Source organism: Pantoea sp. GM01, from assembly GCF_000282675.1.
GTDB classification, from domain to species: domain Bacteria; phylum Pseudomonadota; class Gammaproteobacteria; order Enterobacterales; family Enterobacteriaceae; genus Pantoea; species Pantoea nemavictus.
In genome coordinates this window covers 50900-68452 of the sequence record NZ_AKIU01000031.1, presented here as the reverse complement: position 1 = coordinate 68452, position 17553 = coordinate 50900, and the positions used below count along the sequence as shown (strand labels likewise).

Genomic DNA, 17553 nt, shown 5'->3' with positions numbered 1-17553 from the left:
TGTAGCACTCTCAAGCGCGGTTTACCGGAGGCCAACCTGGCAACGCAACGTCTGTTTTTTGCTCTTGAACTGCCCGCTCCGCTCCAGCAACAGCTGGTGCAGTGGCGCGCAGATAACTTTGCGGCTGAGGCGGGTAAACCGGTCGAGGCGGCCAATTTGCACCTGACGCTGGCCTTTCTCGGCGAGGTAGGCGATGAGACATCACGTAAGCTGCAACTGTTAGCCTCGCGCATTGTGCAGCCGGGCTTTGCGCTGGATTTGGATGATGCCGGACACTGGCCGCGCCCCGGCGTGGTGTGGCTGGGTTGCCAGCGTGCGCCGCGCGGCCTGCTGCAGCTCGCCAGCCTGTTGCGTGCGCAAGCCGCACGGCACGGTTGTGCGCAAAGTGCGCAGCCATTCCATCCGCACGTCACGCTGTTGCGCCATGCGGCGTCACAGGTCGCGCTACCCGCGCGCGGCTTTCACTGGCGCACTGATATCCATCATTTTGCACTGTTCGCCTCCAACGTGACGCGCGGCCGCACGCGTTATCAGGCGCTGGCCCGCTGGCCGCTACTATCATCAGGAGAGTAAATGCAGTTCGATCCCCCGCTCAAACCCGCCCGCTTGATCGCCCGTTACAAACGTTTTTTAGCCGATGTGATCACGCCGGAAGGCGAAACACTAACTATTCACTGCGCCAACACCGGCGCGATGACCGGTTGTGCCACGCCGGGTGACACGGTGTGGTACTCAACCTCCGAGAGCGTTACGCGAAAATATCCACACAGTTGGGAGCTCACTGAGACCCAACAAGGCCACTGGATCTGCGTCAATACGCTGCGCGCCAACCAGTTGGTACGTGAGGCGCTAAGCCACAATGCAATTCCGGAATTATCCGCTTACAGCCACTGCCAGCCTGAAGTGAAATACGGCACGGAAAAAAGCCGAATTGACTTTCTGCTGCAAGCGGAGGGTCGATCGAACTGCTATATTGAAGTCAAGTCCGTCACCCTTTTACATCTAGGTAAAGGCTATTTTCCGGATGCCGTGACGACTCGAGGTCAGAAACATCTGCGCGAACTCAGCACTATCGTGGCAGAAGGTCATCGAGCCGTTTTGTTGTTCGCGGTTTTGCATACGGGGATTGAGGACGTTTCCCCGGCACGCCATATCGACGTGCAATACGCAGAACTACTGGAACAGGCGCAGCGTTGTGGTGTAGAGGTGTTAGCGTATCAAGCTCAGATATCACCGCTAAAGATGTTACTAACGCGTCCGATTAACGTAGCGTTGTAATATTTATAGCAATTTGGTGTGCCAGGATTGTTCTCGGCGAGGCGCTGAATACGCGATTCTTCAGAGGCTTGTCAAGCAGTGGTCAGGAATAATTGCCAACCTTGATTGCTTCTGCTATTTATAGCGGCCTGTTTTTTTCCCTTTATGGGAATCGATAAGCCCTAAATATTTCGGGTTGCAGGAAGATGGCAACAGAATGAATCTCCGGTGCTTACCCACGTAAGTTACGAAGATGAATGAACGCAGCCAGTGCACAAGCAACTTGAAGCATCTAGGGAAGTGCGTGTTATCCAGGAGAAACAACATGCAAGAAGGGCAAAACCGTAAAACATCGTCCCTGAGTATCCTCGCCATTGCTGGAGTGGAGCCGTATCAGGTGAAACCGGGCGAAGAGTATATGAACGACGCCCAGCTAGGTCACTTCCGTAAGATTCTGGAAGCCTGGCGCAACCAACTTCGGGATGAAGTAGATCGCACTGTGTCGCACATGCAGGACGAAGCTGCCAACTTCCCGGATCCGGTCGACCGTGCCGCACAGGAAGAAGAGTTCAGCCTGGAATTACGTAACCGCGATCGTGAGCGTAAACTCATTAAAAAGATTGAGAAAACGCTTAAGAAAGTGGATGACGACGATTTCGGCTACTGTGATTCCTGCGGTGTAGAAATTGGTATTCGCCGCCTCGAAGCGCGTCCGACTGCTGACCTCTGCATCGACTGCAAAACGCTGGCAGAAATCCGCGAGAAGCAGATGGCTGGCTAATGGCCGTGAGCAAACTGTTACCGCACAGCCGGGAAAATCCCTGTTTTCCCGACGTGCGGTACACTTCCAAATGACCGCTTTAACTCCTCCCTGCATTGGGCGTTTCGCTCCCTCTCCTTCGGGTGACCTGCATTTTGGTTCGCTGATTGCTGCGTTAGGCAGTTACCTGAGTGCGCGTGCGCAACAGGGAAGCTGGCTGGTGCGCATCGAAGATATCGATCCGCCACGTGAAGTTCCCGGTGCGGCAACGCGTATTTTGCAGCAGCTGGAACATTACGGTTTGCAGTGGGATGGCGAAGTCCTGTGGCAGTCGCAGCGTCATGATGCCTATCGTGCCGCGCTGAGCTGGCTGCAAAGCCATCGTCAAAGTTACTTCTGCCGCTGTACCCGGCGCCGTATTCAGCAGTCAGGCGGATTTTATGACGGCCACTGCCGCGATTTGCAGCTGCCGCCCGATGATGCCGCATTACGCCTGCGTCAACATGCACCCGTTTTCGGTTTTGACGATCGTCTGCGTGGCCATTTACAGGCGGAAGTGCAGCTGGCACAGGAAGATTTTATTATCCATCGCCGTGATGGGCTATTTGCCTATAACCTGGCGGTGGTGGTCGATGACCATTTTCAAGGCGTAACGGAAATTGTGCGCGGCGCAGATTTAATTGAGCCGACGGTGCGCCAGATAGCGCTTTATCAGCAGTTCGCCTGGCCGGTGCCGGATTACCTGCATTTACCGCTCGCGGTCAATCAGGATGGCAATAAACTTTCAAAGCAAAATCATGCGCCCGCGCTGCCAACCGGCGATGCGCGACCGCTGCTGGTGCAGGCGCTGCGCTTTCTCGGTCAACCGGTTTCGCCAGGATGGCAGGATGAATCGCTGGAAAACCTGCTGAAACAGGCCGTCGCGCAGTGGAATATCCGCCTGATTCCGTTGCAGAACGGTCTCAAGCCCGATGAAACGACATCGCCATTCCTAAATGGTTCTCAACAGGCTATGATTAGCCGCTGATTTTATTAACACCCTTTTATCACTGTCGAGGTGTCCCATTTTTACCCGAGTCGCTAATTTTTGCCGGAGAGTCCTCAAGCGTGATGAGGAGGCGCCTGAAGAGGTGGAAGCTGAGAAGAGTCTGATGACCGTCATTCCACGCGAAAGCCACAACATCTCACGCAAAGATATCAGCGAAAACGCCCTTAAAGTGCTCTATCGCCTGAACAAAGCCGGATACGAAGCTTACCTGGTTGGCGGCGGCGTGCGTGATTTGCTGCTCGGCAGCAAGCCAAAAGACTTTGATATCACCACCAACGCCACGCCTGAGCAGATGCGCAAGCTGTTCCGCAACTGCCGCCTGGTGGGTCGTCGTTTCCGTCTGGCACATGTGATGTTCGGTCCGGAAGTGATCGAAGTTGCCACCTTCCGCGGCCATCATCAGGAAGAGAGCGAAGAAGATCGCAATAGCTCGCAGCGCGGCCAGAACGGCATGCTGCTGCGCGACAACATCTTCGGCAGCATTGAAGATGATGCCCAGCGCCGCGATCTGACCATCAACAGCCTCTATTACAGCGTGGCCGATTTCACCGTCCGCGATTACGTTGGCGGCCTGCACGATCTGCACGAAGGCATCATTCGCCTGATTGGCGATCCGGAAACCCGCTATCGCGAAGATCCGGTGCGCATGCTGCGTGTGGTACGTTTTGCCGCCAAGCTGCAGATGCGTATTGCTGCAGAAACCGCCGAGCCGATCCCGCGCCTGGCGACGCTGCTGAATGACATTCCTCCGGCGCGTATGTTTGAAGAGTCACTCAAGCTGCTGCAGGCCGGTTACGGCTACCGCACCTATCAGATGATGCGTGAATATCAGCTGTTCCAGCCGCTGTTCCCGACGCTGACGCGGGGTTTCACCGCCGAAAGCGACAGCCTGATGGAGCGCATGCTGGCGCAGGTGCTGAAAAATACTGATACGCGTATTCAAAATGATATGCGCGTTAACCCGGCCTTCCTGTTTGCCGCCATGTTCTGGTATCCGCAGCTGGAATCCGCCGAGCGTATTGCGCAGGAAAGCGGCCTGACCTATTACGATGCCTTTGCCCTGTCGATGAACGAAATTCTGGATGAAGCCTGCCGCGCGCTAGCGATTCCGAAACGTATCACCACTTTGATTCGCGATATCTGGCAGCTGCAGTTGCGCATGTCGCGTCGTCACGGCAAACGTGCGTGGAAGCTGATGGAGCATCCTAAGTTCCGCGCCGCTTACGACCTGATGGCGCTGCGTGCCGATGTGGAAAACAATCCTGAGCTGCAAAAGCTGACGCATTGGTGGGGCGAGTTCCAGGCGGCCGCGCCGGTTCAGCAGAAAACCATGATGACCACGCTGGGCGACGATCCGGCACCGCGCCGTAAACCGCGCCGTCCACGCCGCCGTCCAACCGGGCCACGTCGCGATACCAATAGCGCGCAATGACCCGCGTTTACCTCGCTTTAGGCAGTAATCTGGCCGATCCGCTGCATCAGGTTGATGCAGCGCTGGCCGCACTGGATGCCATTCCGCACACCTCGCGCCTCAAAACCTCTTCGTTATATCGCACGCCGCCGTACGGCCCACCGGATCAGCCCGATTACCTCAATGCGGTGGTGGAACTGGAAACCGCGTTGGCTGCCGAAGCGCTGCTCGATCACACGCAACGTATCGAGCTGGATCACGGTCGCGTGCGTAAAGCTGAACGTTGGGGACCGCGTACGCTGGATCTCGACATCATGCTGTTTGGCAACGCTACGATTAACACCCCGCGTCTCACCGTGCCGCATTACGACATGCACAATCGCGCTTTTATGCTGGTGCCGTTGCTAGAGATTGCGCCGCAGCTGGCGCTGCCAAACGGGCAAGCATTGGCTGAGATTCTTGCCAGGCTGGATCGCAGCGCTATCCGTTTGTGGTCTGAGTAACCCGTAGTACACTGCGCGCATCAGAAAACTCTGGAGTGTGCGATGAAACCGACAACTATCTCCCATCTACGCCAACTCAAAACCAGCGGCCGCAAATTTGCCACGCTGACGGCGTACGATTTTAGTTTTGCCCGTCTCTTTGCCAATGAAGGCATTCAGGTGATGCTGATTGGTGATTCGCTCGGCATGACCGTGCAAGGCCATGAATCGACGTTACCGGTTACCGTCGCGGATATCGCTTATCATACCGCCGCCGTGCGCCGTGGCGCGCCGCAGGCACTGTTAATGGCTGACCTGCCGTTTATGAGTTATGCCACGCCGGAACACACCTTCACTAATGCCGCGCAGCTGATGCGCGCCGGTGCCAACATGGTGAAGCTGGAGGGCGGCGAGTGGCTGGCGGAAACCGTGCGCATGCTGACCGAGCGCGCCGTACCGGTGTGCGGCCATCTGGGACTGACACCGCAATCGGTTAATGTTTTCGGCGGCTATAAAGTACAGGGCCGCGATGAAGCCGCCGCCGAACGTCTGCTGGCTGATGCACTAGCGCTGGAAGCCGCGGGCATGCAGCTGCTGGTGCTGGAGTGCGTCCCGGTGGCATTGGCCGAGCGCGTCACCAAAGCGCTGTCGGTGCCGGTGATTGGTATCGGCGCTGGCAACGTCACCGACGGTCAGATTCTGGTGATGCATGACGCCTTTGGCATTACCGGCGGCCACATTCCCAAATTTGCCAAAAATTTCCTCGCCGAAACTGGCGACATTCGTGCGGCGATTCGCCAATATATCGCCGACGTTGAAGCGGGCATCTATCCAGCCGCTGAACACAGTTTCCAGTAAATCAGGAGATTTGCAGTGCTGATCATCGAAACACTGCCGATGCTGCGTCGTGAAATTCGTCGCTGGCGTCAGGCAGGCAAACGTATCGCGCTCGTCCCGACCATGGGCAACCTGCATGACGGTCATCTGACGTTGGTCGATGAAGCGCGTGAACGGGCCGATATTGTGGTGGTATCCATTTTCGTTAACCCGATGCAGTTTGAGCGTCTCGACGACCTGGCGCGCTATCCACGCACGCTGCAGGACGATTGCGAGAAGCTCAATCGTCACAGCGTCGATGTGGTATTTGCGCCGGCGCCAGCGGAGGTTTACCCGCAAGGTCTCGATAGCCAGACGTTTGTCGAAGTACCGGGACTCTCATCGCTGCTGGAAGGCGCCAGCCGTCCGGGCCATTTCCGCGGCGTCTCCACCGTCGTCAGCAAATTGTTCAATCTGGTGCAGCCCGACATCGCCTGCTTCGGCGAGAAAGATTTTCAACAGCTGGCGATTATCCGCAAGATGGTGGCGGATATGGGCTTCGATATTGAGATCGTGGGTGTGCCAACGGTGCGCGCCCAAGATGGTCTGGCGCTGAGTTCGCGCAACGGTTATCTCACCGCCGACGAACGTAAAATCGCCGCCGGTCTCAGTAAGGTGATGAACAGCATGGCCGAGCGTCTGAGCAATGGCGAGCGCCATGTCGAAGAGATTATCGAGCAAGCGGAAGCGTCGCTGCGCGATCAGGGTTTCCGTCCGGATGGATTAGCCATCTGCGATGCCGCAACCCTGCAAGCGCTAACTGTCGATAGCCAACGCGCGGTGATTTTAATGGCCGCCTGGCTGGGCAATGCGCGGCTGATCGATAATCAGCAAGTGGATCTGACGGAGTAATTTTCCGTCGTTTATCAGCAGCATAATAAGGTTATCCCGCTATGATTCGTACCGTACTTCAGGGCAAACTGCATCGCGTTAAAGTCACCCAGGCAGATTTGCATTACGAAGGTTCCTGCGCCATTGACCAGGATTTCCTCGATGCGTCCGGCATTCTGCAGTATGAAGCCATCGACATCTATAACGTCACCAACGGCCAGCGTTTTTCAACCTATGCGATTGCCGCTGAACGTGGCTCGAAGATCATTTCGGTCAACGGCGCCGCCGCGCGCTGTGCCTGTGCTGGCGATATCATGATCATCTGCTCTTACGTGCAGGTGGAAGATGAAGTCGCGCGCAGCTGGCAGCCGAAAGTCGCCTATTTTGAAGGCGACAATGAAATGAAGCGCCTCGCTAAGGCCCTTCCAGTTCAGGTAGCCTGATACAGCAAGGGCGCGGTTTTTACACCGCGCCCTTCTCTTTGATTTCCCGTATTACGCACTCACCAGTGGCGACGTTCTCTTTCTTTTTAGCGTGAATAACCAGCCAAACCAGCCTCTATCGCGTAGCTGACAGAGCACAGCGGGCAGTGCGACGGCCGCCATAAATGCCAGCAGAAAACGCATATCATCCAGCCACAGCGTTGAGTGCTCCACACGCAGGAATTTACTGCACACCTGAATCGCCAGGTAATGCGACAAATAAAACACTATCGAATGACGACCAATATAGTTTATCCAGCGAAGATGAACCCGCTCAGCAAGTAGCACAAACAGCGGAATTGAGACGAGGGCTAAAGGCAGCATCAAAGGTGAATGCTGGCCTAATCCGCCCCATAAGCTGAATGTTGAAAGCAAGAGAAAACTTGCCAGTGAGATTCCCATCACCTGACGACGCTGTGCCACCAGTGCAATATCCGTGTCATTGCGCACCAGCCAGTCACCCACATAGAAAAAAGCGAATAAGGTTATCGATTTATTGATATGCAGATTATCAAAGCTGGCAAAGAGTGAATCAGCGGGAATAGCGGGAAGCCACAGGCTACCAATGATGCACAACGCTAGCACCAGCCAGCATGGCAAACGACGCGCCGGAATGATCAGCACGAAGAATAAGAACAGTGAATGCAGAAACCACGTGATATCGCCACCGCTCAGATGACCTAAAATAATGCCCAATGGCGACTGTGGATGATTGGCCATCGAGCTAAACAGGAATTTAAGTCCGCCATAAATAAGCGCCCAAATTGCGAAGGGATAAAGAATAGTGCTGACTTTATTACGTAAATAGCGGTTAACGCCTTTGCGTAAACCACTCTCGACAAACATCCCGGAGATAAAGCACATCAACCCCATCCGCACAGGTGCTAATAGCTGATTAACCAGTTCATTGAATGCCGTGAAATGTCCCGCCTGCTGATTCACCGCAATCATACAATGCAAAAATATCACTGCGAGGATACTCATCCCGCGTAAGTTATCGATCCATGAAACACGATTCATTGCTACTTCCCTGATGCCGTCTATGCCAGCCCAGCAAAATACGAGAAGTTCACCACCGCCCTAACAAGACCCTTCTTAAACCAGTTGGGAATTACGCATAAAAAATGCAGCCGCAGCTGCATTTTTTATTCCGAGACCAGACGAACTTATGTTCTTAATCCCCGCCCACGCTGAATCAGCGTATACACCAGCACGTAAAACACCACGATAAAGGCAATCAGCACCGATAGCGTAAACACCAGCGGCACATCGTTGATGCCGAGGAAACCGTAACGGAAGCCGCTGATCATATACACCACCGGATTGAGCTTCGACACCGCTTGCCAGAACGGCGGCAGCAACGTCAACGAGTAGAACACGCCGCCAAGATAGGTTAACGGCGTCAGCACGAAGGTCGGAATCAGGCTGATATCGTCAAAGGTGCGCGCGAAGACCGCATTCAGCAGGCCCGCCAGCGAGAACAAGATCGCTGTCAGCAGCAGCGTCAGCGCCACCATCGACCATGAATGTACGTGGAACGGCACGAAGAACAGTGAAATCGCGGTAACCAAAATCCCCACGCACACGCCACGCGCCACGCCACCGCCGACATAACCAGCGATGATGATGTGCGTTGGCACCGGCGCCACCAGCAGCTCTTCAATATTGCGCTGGAACTTGGCGCTGAAGAACGATGACGCCACGTTGGCGTAAGCGTTAGTGATCACCGCCATCATGATCAGGCCCGGCACGATAAACTGCATGTAGCTGAAACCGTGCATATCGCCGATGCGCGAACCAATCAGATTGCCGAAGATGATGAAATAGAGCGTCATGGTGATTACCGGCGGCACCAGCGTCTGAATCCAGATGCGGGCGAAGCGGTTAATCTCTTTGCTCCAGATACTCTTGAGCGCCACCCAATACAAGTGCGTCATGCTTTCACTCCTGTTTTTCCCTGTGTCAGGCTGACGAACAGCTCCTCAAGGCGGTTAGCTTTATTGCGCATACTCAGTACCTGCACGCCCTGCGCGCTCAGCTGACTGAACACGCTGTTCAGTCCTTGCTCGCGCATCACTTCCACTTCCAGCGTGGAGGTATCCACCAGTCGATACTGGAAGCCCTCCAGCAGCGGCAGCGGACTGCGCGGAGCGAGATCCAGAATGAAGGTTTCGGATTGCAGCTTGGAGAGCAGCCCTTTCATCGACGTGTTTTCCACCAGCTCGCCGCTCTGAATGATGCCAATATTGCGACACAGCATCTCCGCCTCTTCCAGATAGTGCGTGGTGAGAATGATGGTGGTGCCTTTGATATTCAGCTCTTTCAGGAAACTCCACATCGAACGGCGCAGTTCGATATCCACGCCCGCAGTGGGTTCATCGAGGATGAGCAGCTTCGGCTCATGCATCAAGGCACGCGCAATCATCAGGCGGCGCTTCATCCCGCCCGAAAGCATACGCGCACGTTCGTTGCGCTTGCCCCATAGATCAAGCTGGTTAAGGTATTTTTCTGCACGCTTATTGGCTTCGGCACGTTCCACGCCGTAGTAACCCGCCTGATTCACCACAATCTGCATCACGGTTTCAAACGGGTTGAAGTTGAACTCCTGCGGCACCAGCCCGAGCTGACGCTTGGCGTTGACCACATCTTTTTGCAGGTCATAACCAAACACCCGCACGCTGCCACCAGATTTATTCACCAGCGAGCTGATAATACCGATGGTAGTGGATTTTCCGGCGCCGTTCGGCCCGAGCAAGGCGTAAAAATCCCCCGCTTCCACATTGAGATCGAGTCCTTTCAGCGCCTGTACGCCGCCGGGATAGGTTTTGGTCAGCCCGGAAATTTCCAGTGCATATGTCATTGTGAATCCATACCTTATTGTTGTGACATCACAGCCACGTGTAATGATAGTGCGCGCGAACGAAGAGGCATGCGCTGTCGCGATAATAAAGATTGAGAAATCAAAGGAGTTTAGCAGAGAGTCAAGCCAGCCCATAAGCGGTTGGCTCACGGGCTGCGCAGTTTATCGCAGGCTGGGGAGATTAGCCTTGGACGATTGTGCGGTTATTCACCGGTCGGGATAACTTTGCCGATATACGGCAAATGGCGATAACGCTGCGCGTAGTCGATGCCAAAGCCCACCACAAACTCATCTGGAATGGTGAAGCCGACGTATTCCACGGTGACATCCACTTCACGGCGCTCCGGCTTATCCAGCAAGGTACAAATTGCCAGCGATTTCGGCTCGCGCAGGCGCAGAATTTCGCGCACTTTGCTCAGGGTGTTGCCGGAATCGATGATGTCTTCGACGATCAGCACATCCTTGCCGCGAATATCTTCGTCGAGATCTTTGAGGATTTTTACGTCGCGCGTGCTCGACATGCCGCTGCCGTAGCTGGAGGCGGTCATAAAGTCGACTTCATGCGGCACGTCGATGGTGCGGCACAGATCGGCCATAAACATAAAGGAGCCGCGCAGCAAACCTACTAACACCATTTCGCTGCCGCTGTCGCGGTAGTGCTCGCTAATCTGCTTGCCCAGTTCGGCAATCCGGGTTGCGATCTCTTGCTCGGAGATCATCACGTCGACGGTATGTTTCATTGCATGCGTCCAATTACGGTTTTTGGAAAGCCACGAAGTCTATCATAGTCGAGCTGGCGTCTAACGCCGCGCACAGAACGCAAACGATTCCGTGGCGAAATTTATCACGCTGGCGTTAACTGTATGGACGAGTCCGCCCCTTCACCGCTTGGTTCTGGAGTTCCTATGACCGCTTCATCCAGTAAAAAAACACAGATTGGTACGCGCGATTTGCACCCGGAAACGCAGATGCTGAATTACGGCTACGATCCGCAACTGTCGGAAGGCGCGGTGAAACCGCCGGTGTTTCTCACCTCGACTTTTGTTTTTAACAGCGCCGAAGAGGGACAGGACTTTTTTGATTTCGTCGCCGGGCGCAAGCAGCCGCCAGAAGGCAAAAGTGGCGGATTAGTCTATTCGCGCTTTAACCATCCCAACAGCGAAATCGTTGAAGATCGGCTGGCGGTCTACGAAGGTGCGGAAAGTGCAGCGCTGTTCTCCTCCGGGATGTCAGCGATTGCCACCACGCTGTTGACCTTTGCCCGCCCTGGCGAGGTGATTCTGCACTCCCAGCCGCTGTACGGCGGCACCGAAACGCTGCTGAGCAAAACGCTACACGATCTGGAAATTAAAGCGGTGGGTTTCAGCGATGGCACCGACGAAGATAAGGTACATGAAGCGGCTAAGCTCGCATGGCAGCGCGGACGCGTGGCGCTGATTTTGATTGAGACGCCAGCCAATCCCACCAACAGTTTGGTCGACATCCAGTTAATGCAGCAGGTTGCCGATGTGATTGCGCAGCAGCAAGGTTCACGGCCGATTCTCGCCTGCGACAACACCCTGCTCGGCCCGGTGTTTCAGCATCCGTTACAGCACGGCGCAGATTTGTCGCTCTATTCGCTGACTAAATATGTGGGTGGCCATTCGGATTTGATTGCCGGCGCGGTGCTCGGCAGTAAAGCGCTGGTGAGCAAGGTGCGTTCGCTGCGTAGCGCCATCGGCACCCAGCTTGATCCGCACTCCAGCTGGATGATCGGCCGCTCGCTGGAGACGCTGTCGCTGCGTATGGAGAAGGCGGCCAGCAATGCGGATAAAGTGGCGGCGTTTTTGCGCGATCATCCACAGGTAGAAAAGCTGCATTGGCTGCCGTATCTCGATGCAGAGAGCCCAGCCGGCAAAACGTATCAGCGCCAGTGCAGCGGCGCCGGCTCGACCTTCTCATTTGATATTCGTGGCGGACAAGCGGCGGCGTTCCGCTTCCTCAATACGCTGGCGCTGTTCAAGCTGGCGGTAAGCCTGGGCGGCACCGAATCGCTCGCCAGCCATCCTGCCAGCACCACCCATTCGGGCGTGCCGCAGGAGGTGCGGCAACGCATTGGCATCAGCGATGCCACCGTGCGCCTGTCAATTGGTATCGAGCATCCCGACGACCTGATTGAAGATATGCGTCTGGCGCTTGAAGCCGCGATTAACTGACGCTAAAGCCCAGCATCATGCCGGTATCTTCATGCTCGAGCAGATGGCAATGCGCCATATAGGCATTCTCAGCGTTGGCGACATAGTTGAAGCGCACCAGCACTTCGCTGCGCCAGCCGTTTACGCTGACAATGTCTTTCCAGCCGGCACGATGCGGCTCCGGCGGCTTGCCGTTTTCTGACAGGATGCGGAATTGTGTGCCATGAATGTGGAACGGATGCAGCATCGCATCGCCTTCACCGGAGAGGGTCCACTTCTCCAGTTTACCCAGTTCCACATTGAACATCGGCTTGGTCATATTGAAGGCCTGGCCGTTGATCTTGTTGCCGTTGTGGAAATCATACGCCGCAGCTTTACCGTGGCTGCCGTGATCCATCGCCATGTCACCATGATCCATCGGCTGCGCGCTGTTACTCATCGCCATGTTGCCATGATCCATTTTCACACCGCCCATGGCTTTGTCACCGTAGCGATCCATCAGCGCCTGCATGCCTTGCTGATCAAGCTGCGGATCCATCATCAGCTGTAGCCAGCGGCTTTGCAGGCCATCCGTTGCAGGAACCGGCGGCAAATCCACCAATTTGTCCGGCAGCGTACCGCTGGCCATCACGCGTAGCGGCATGATCTGCACCAGCGGCAAAGGTTGATCGAACGGGGCAAGCGTCATGCCCATCTGCGTAACCGGCAGCGTCACCATGTCGAAGGTTTTGCCATCCGACGTATCCACCATCACCTCAAAACGCTCGCCCGGTAACAGCGGCAGGCTCGTCACTTTCACCGGTTCGGCCAGTAAACCGCCGTCGCTGGCGATCACATACAGCGGACGCCGATCGCTTGTCGCGATATGCAGCGAGCGCGCGTTACAGCCGTTGAGCAAACGCAGGCGCAGCCAGCCGCGCGGTACGGCATGCTGCGGATATGGCACGCCGTTGGTCAGCATCAGATCGCCAAACCAGCCCACCGCGGCGCGCATGATATCGAGTTGATAATCGATTTGCGTCCCCGCTTTATTCAGCTGTTTATCCTGGAAAATCAGCGGCACGTCATCTTCGCCCCACTGCATCGGCAGGCGCAGTTTGCCGGACGCTTCATCTTCCAGCAGCACCAATCCCGCCAGACCTTGCGCCACCTGATAGCCGGTTTTGCCGTGTTGATGCGGATGGAACCAGCAGGTGGCGGCCGGTTGATCCGGGGTAAAACTCACCTGACGCGTGGCACCTGGCGCAATGATCCCTTGCGGACCGCCATCAACATCGCCAGGAATTTCCAGGCCATGCCAGTGCAACGTAGTGGCTTCAGGCAGTTGGTTATGAATATTTACCGTGACGTTTTTTTCGCGCTGCAATCTGAGTGCTGGCCCTAACAATCCGCCGTTGTAGCCCCAGGTGGGCACCGCTTTGCCGTTCCATTGGCTGCTGCCGGTCATGGCGGTCAGCGTGTATTGCCCGCGTGCGTCAGGTTCCAAAATGGAAGGGATCGGCAATAACGGTCGCGTGGCGGCCATTAGTGAGCGGCTCCATAGCGGCAGCGCACCGGCGGCGCTGAGAGCGGCAGTCAACTTTAGAAAATGACGACGTTGCATATTCTTATCCTTGTCGTGAATAAGGGCACAGCGTAAACCTTTACCCTGCGGGAGGGTCAAGTGCTGAAACAGAATGCACTGAGAAAAAGCGCGTGAATGGCCCGAAAGGGCAAATTTAGCGGAATAGCGGCAATAACTGTGCTAACGTCAATAAATTGTCCCTTGTTGAGAATCATTATGACGAAAAGCATCAAGATCCTGCTGCTGGCGGGACTCCTTGGCTTCTCCTCCACCAGTTTTGCCCTGAGTGAATCCGAAGCAGAAGATCTCGCCGACCTCACCGCGGTGTTCGTTTATCTGAAGAACGATTGTGGCTATCAGGATTTGCCGGACGCGCAGATTCGTAAAGCGTTGGTGTTTTTTGCCCAACAGAACCGTTGGGATCTGAGCAACTACAGCAACTACAACATGAAGTCGCTCGGTGAAGAGAGCTACAAGGATTTGAGCGGCATCGCCATTACCAACGACAAGAAGTGTAAGTCGTTAGCGCGCGATTCGCTGAGTTTGCTGGCTTACGTGAAGTAATCGGTTCCCCTTCGGTTGGTGCTCGCTGTCCCCTTCGATGGTGCTGGCTGTCCCCTTCCTCGGTCCTCCCCCATAAATGGGGGAGGAAGATGCTGCTATATGTGAGTTGGGAGTTGCATGTGGCAGCGTCTCCTTCCCCTGCTTGCGGGGGAAGGCCGGGATGGGGGACAGCCAGCACGATCCAAACCTAAACCGTTAACTCCAGACCAATTCCACGCTCGCGCAGGTCGCGACATACCGCTTCATCCAGACGCGCATCCGTCACCACATCAGTCAGGCTATCAATCGGTGCCGCGCAGTACAGCGACCAGGAGCCGTATTTACTGCTGTCAGCCAGCAGCACCCGGCGGCGCGCATTGGCCAGCAAGTCCATCTTCAATCCGGCTTTATCTTCGGTTGGCGTGGTAATGCCGCGTTCGATACTCCACGAGTTACAGCTGACAAAGGCGATATCCGGATTGATGCTGCGCAACAGGCGACGCCCGTGCTCACCAATACACGACTGGCTGGAATCATCGATGCGTCCGCCAATAATGGTGGTTTCGATCTGCTTAAACTCGGATAAAAACAGCGCGATATGCAGATCGGCGGTGATAACGCGCAGCTTGAGATGCGTTAGCTGGCGCGCCAGCTCCAGCATGGTGGTGCCGGCATCCAATACCACCGCATCACCCGACTGCACATAACGGGCGGCAAACTGGGCAATGGCCTGTTTTTCCGCCAGATTACGCTGCATCTTCTCCAGCGTAGTGGGCTGGTTGGGGATAAAGCGATTGAGCGTGACGCCGCCGTGGCTGCGGCTAATGACGCCCTCCTTGTCCAGCTTAATCAGATCGCGGCGGATGGTCGCTGGCGAAGCGGAAATAGCGCTCACCAGTTGTTCAACGGTGACCAGATTATGACTCTTCAGATAGTCCATAATCTGGTCGAGACGGCTTTGTCCCTTCATATTTCCCTATGCAAGCTGCATCGCGAGTTTAATGGAGATTGCCATGCTCGCAGAGTTCGCTTTACCTGTCCAGGCGATATCAAATGCGGTGCCGTGGTCCGCCGATGTGCGGATAAAGGGCAAGCCCGCAGTAATATTCACGCCATCATAGAAACCCAATAACTTCAGTGGGATATGTCCTTGATCGTGGTACATCGCGACCACCATATCGTACTGCCCTTCCTGACACTGCAGGAACACGGTATCGGGCGGGCATGGGCCATGCACATCAATGCCCTGCTGTTTCATCACGTTAATCGCAGGCGCGACGATAGTGATCTCCTCATCGCCGAACAGACCGTTTTCACCGGCATGAGGATTAACTCCCGCCACCGCGATGCGCGGCTTATCGAACCCGACGCGGCGCAGGAAGCTGTCGGCCATGCCGATCACCGTCTGAATGCGTTCACCGTTTAAGGTGTCGAGGAACTTACGCAGCGCGATATGCGTCGTGACGTGAATCACTTTCAGCTTATCGGTATAGAGCACCATGGCGTAGTTTTTAGTATTGGTGAGCTGTGCCAGCAGTTCGGTGTGGCCAGGATACAGGTGACCTGCCGAGTGCAGCGCTTCTTTATTCAGCGGCGCGGTCGCAATGGCGTGAACTTCTCCGGCCAGTGCCAATTCGGTGGCGCGCTTAACACAGCGCCACGCCAGATCGCCCGCCTCTTTCTGCACCACGCCCGGTTTTAGCGCATCCGCATCCGCCAGCGGTTCATCAATCACATTAATAATGCCCGGCGCGAAGTGCGCATCGGTAACCTGGTCAAGCACGCGCAGCTCAGCCTGCGGCGTCACATTTAACCCCATCACCCGGCGCAGCGTGTTGGCGCAGCCGACGACGACGGCCGGCACGCCCGCTAAATCACCTTCTGCCAGCGCTTTAATGATGATCTCAGGGCCAATGCCCGCCGGATCGCCCATGGTAATCGCAATAATTTTATTCACTCAACTTCTCCTCAATAAAACGAATGGCTTCTACCAGGGTGTTTTCGTCACCAAAGCCACCTGCTTTGGTCATCACCGGCAGGTGTAATTCACTGTTAAGCAAAACCCCGTGCGGCACACAGCCCGCCACCAGGCCCTGAATCTGGAAACCGCTGGCACCTAATGCCTGCGCCACGGCAATCGCCACATCTCCGCCGGAGAGATAAAGCCCCGCAGGCTGCACCTGACGACAAACGGTGCTGGTTAACTGCGCGAGAAACTGGCAGATGCGTTCGCCTAATGCCTGCCGCGAAACCTGATGCTGCTGGCAGAGTTGCTCAATGTCGTGACGCTGATCGGCATGCTGTGTAGTGCGCAGCACGCAATGCGCGCCATCGTGCAGCGCCTGCAGCATCGCCTGTTGCCATTCGGCGGCTTGCGGCCAGGCAGGCTGGGCAAACAGCTGGCGGATATCAATGTCGATAATGCGGATGTCGCGCTGGCTGGCAAGGCGCGCAATTTGCTGCTGCGCCATTGCGCTCATCGAACCCACCACCGCCAGCACCGGACGCGGCCGACGGGCAGCCAGCAGTTCGCCCAGCGCATCGCTCAGGCCTGAGGCTCCGGCCAATAGTGGCCGCTCATCTAGCGCGGCCGCCGCCGCCATTAATAAGGCAAGGTCGGCGTCCTGCTCGATATCCACCACCAGCAACCCCTGTTTGCTCGCCAGTACCTGGGCCAGTTGTGCGTCGCGTACCGTGGCGAGGTCGAGGGTCTCGCCGGGCAAGATGCTCTGCATTTGCAGGCACGTCAGCACATGGCTGCTGGTAACCGGGGTTTTGGGATCGCTGGCGAATTCGGTATCAATCAAACGCTGCTGATCGATCCAGACTTCACCGTTGCGCGTGGTACGCCCCAGTTTCGGCACCGCCGGCACTACCAATGCTAATTTTTTGCCGCTGGCCTGCAGCGCCGCGCTGATTTCCGCACCGGGATTGCCGCGCAGCGTGGAATCGATCTTCTTAAACAGCCAGCCATCGTTGGCCATCGCCTGATGCTGCTCCAGCGCAGCAAGAGTGCGACGCGCCGCTTCTTGCGCGTTTACCGCGCGGCTATCGGTGCTGATCACCAGCACATCAGCGCTGCCAGCTGGATGGGGCGTGCTGCTGTCAAACATCACATGCACGCGCGCTCCGGCGCGTGCCAGCCCGCTGCCCGCATCATTAGCACCGGTAAAATCATCGGCAATCACTAAGACGGGCGTTTTCCATGGCTGTGAAGTCATTTTCTCTCCTTTAGCGGCTACTGCCGTGCTGCAATGATTATATT

Annotated in this window: 19 protein-coding genes; 11 read left to right on the top strand and 8 right to left on the bottom strand. The window is 56.0% G+C overall.

Annotated elements, in window-relative coordinates; translation table 11 throughout:
- The first annotated feature begins 36 nt into the window (after positions 1-36).
- The 9 genes from thpR (at position 37) to panD (ending at position 7108) form a co-directional block, all read left to right on the top strand.
- Entirely contained in the window at positions 37-573 is a 537-nt protein-coding gene (thpR, locus tag PMI17_RS09580) for an RNA 2',3'-cyclic phosphodiesterase (protein ID WP_036620764.1), read from the top strand.
- The gene (gene sfsA / locus PMI17_RS09575; protein WP_007888786.1) at positions 574-1278 is read left to right on the top strand and encodes a DNA/RNA nuclease SfsA; all 705 of its coding nucleotides are present in this window, start codon (positions 574-576) and stop codon (positions 1276-1278) included.
- Positions 1279-1582: 304 nt separating this feature from the next.
- Positions 1583-2038, top strand: a complete 456-nt coding sequence (dksA, locus tag PMI17_RS09570) for an RNA polymerase-binding protein DksA (RefSeq protein WP_007888770.1) — start codon at positions 1583-1585, stop codon at positions 2036-2038.
- Positions 2039-2108: 70 nt separating this feature from the next.
- Positions 2109-3044 (top strand): tRNA glutamyl-Q(34) synthetase GluQRS, encoded by a 936-nt coding sequence (gluQRS, locus tag PMI17_RS09565; RefSeq protein ID WP_007888767.1) that lies wholly within the window; start codon positions 2109-2111, stop codon positions 3042-3044.
- Positions 3045-3081: 37 nt separating this feature from the next.
- Positions 3082-4497, top strand: coding sequence for a polynucleotide adenylyltransferase PcnB (pcnB, locus tag PMI17_RS09560; RefSeq protein WP_238541538.1), 1416 nt, complete (start codon positions 3082-3084; stop codon positions 4495-4497).
- Positions 4494-4979 carry a 2-amino-4-hydroxy-6-hydroxymethyldihydropteridine diphosphokinase gene (folK, locus tag PMI17_RS09555; RefSeq protein ID WP_007888765.1) on the top strand — a complete coding sequence of 162 codons (486 nt, stop codon included), beginning with the start codon at positions 4494-4496 and terminating at the stop codon, positions 4977-4979. The genes pcnB and folK overlap by 4 nt, the downstream gene beginning before the upstream one ends.
- 42 nt (positions 4980-5021) lie before the next feature.
- Positions 5022-5816: a 3-methyl-2-oxobutanoate hydroxymethyltransferase gene (panB, locus tag PMI17_RS09550; protein ID WP_007888764.1), complete on the top strand. Its 795-nt coding sequence runs from the start codon at positions 5022-5024 to the stop codon at positions 5814-5816.
- Positions 5817-5831: 15 nt separating this feature from the next.
- Positions 5832-6686 (top strand): pantoate--beta-alanine ligase, encoded by an 855-nt coding sequence (gene panC, locus PMI17_RS09545; RefSeq protein WP_007888763.1) that lies wholly within the window; start codon positions 5832-5834, stop codon positions 6684-6686.
- A 41-nt stretch (positions 6687-6727) separates the two neighbouring features.
- Entirely contained in the window at positions 6728-7108 is a 381-nt protein-coding gene (panD, locus tag PMI17_RS09540; protein ID WP_007888760.1) for an aspartate 1-decarboxylase, read from the top strand.
- Between the two features lie 51 nt (positions 7109-7159).
- Here panD and PMI17_RS09535 read toward each other — a convergent pair whose 3' ends face one another.
- The 4 genes from PMI17_RS09535 to hpt all read right to left on the bottom strand — a co-directional run bounded on the left by PMI17_RS09535 (position 7160) and on the right by hpt (position 10747).
- A complete protein-coding gene (locus tag PMI17_RS09535) occupies positions 7160-8167 on the bottom strand; it encodes an acyltransferase family protein (protein WP_007888755.1) in 1008 nt (335 codons plus the stop codon).
- Between the two features lie 146 nt (positions 8168-8313).
- Entirely contained in the window at positions 8314-9084 is a 771-nt protein-coding gene (locus PMI17_RS09530) for an ABC transporter permease (protein WP_007888752.1), read from the bottom strand.
- Entirely contained in the window at positions 9081-10007 is a 927-nt protein-coding gene (locus tag PMI17_RS09525) for an ABC transporter ATP-binding protein (protein WP_007888748.1), read from the bottom strand. Before PMI17_RS09525 ends, PMI17_RS09530 begins: the two co-directional genes overlap by 4 nt.
- 203 nt (positions 10008-10210) lie before the next feature.
- Entirely contained in the window at positions 10211-10747 is a 537-nt protein-coding gene (gene hpt, locus PMI17_RS09520; RefSeq protein WP_007888744.1) for a hypoxanthine phosphoribosyltransferase, read from the bottom strand.
- 165 nt (positions 10748-10912) lie between these two features.
- On the opposite strand from hpt, the gene PMI17_RS09515 reads away from it, so the two are divergent.
- Positions 10913-12202, top strand: a complete 1290-nt coding sequence (locus PMI17_RS09515; protein WP_007888741.1) for a cystathionine gamma-synthase family protein — start codon at positions 10913-10915, stop codon at positions 12200-12202.
- Here the strand turns inward: PMI17_RS09515 and cueO are convergent.
- Positions 12195-13784 carry a multicopper oxidase CueO gene (gene cueO, locus PMI17_RS09510; RefSeq protein ID WP_007888735.1) on the bottom strand — a complete coding sequence of 530 codons (1590 nt, stop codon included), beginning with the start codon at positions 13782-13784 and terminating at the stop codon, positions 12195-12197. The two genes, PMI17_RS09515 and cueO, sit on opposite strands and share 8 nt — an antisense overlap.
- Before the next feature lie 177 nt (positions 13785-13961).
- Here cueO and PMI17_RS09505 point away from each other — a divergent pair, with 177 nt between their 5' ends.
- The gene (locus PMI17_RS09505; protein ID WP_007888732.1) at positions 13962-14309 is read left to right on the top strand and encodes a YacC family pilotin-like protein; all 348 of its coding nucleotides are present in this window, start codon (positions 13962-13964) and stop codon (positions 14307-14309) included.
- 187 nt (positions 14310-14496) lie between these two features.
- On the opposite strand, the gene PMI17_RS09500 is transcribed toward PMI17_RS09505, so the two are convergent.
- From PMI17_RS09500 to PMI17_RS09490, 3 genes are read right to left on the bottom strand one after another with little or no spacing between them, the layout of a single operon-like run.
- Positions 14497-15258 (bottom strand): DeoR/GlpR family DNA-binding transcription regulator, encoded by a 762-nt coding sequence (locus PMI17_RS09500; RefSeq protein ID WP_007888729.1) that lies wholly within the window; start codon positions 15256-15258, stop codon positions 14497-14499.
- 6 nt (positions 15259-15264) lie between these two features.
- Positions 15265-16245 carry a D-threonate 4-phosphate dehydrogenase gene (locus PMI17_RS09495; RefSeq protein WP_007888726.1) on the bottom strand — a complete coding sequence of 327 codons (981 nt, stop codon included), beginning with the start codon at positions 16243-16245 and terminating at the stop codon, positions 15265-15267.
- Entirely contained in the window at positions 16238-17509 is a 1272-nt protein-coding gene (locus tag PMI17_RS09490) for a four-carbon acid sugar kinase family protein (protein ID WP_007888723.1), read from the bottom strand. Before PMI17_RS09490 ends, PMI17_RS09495 begins: the two co-directional genes overlap by 8 nt.
- Positions 17510-17553 lie beyond the last annotated feature (44 nt).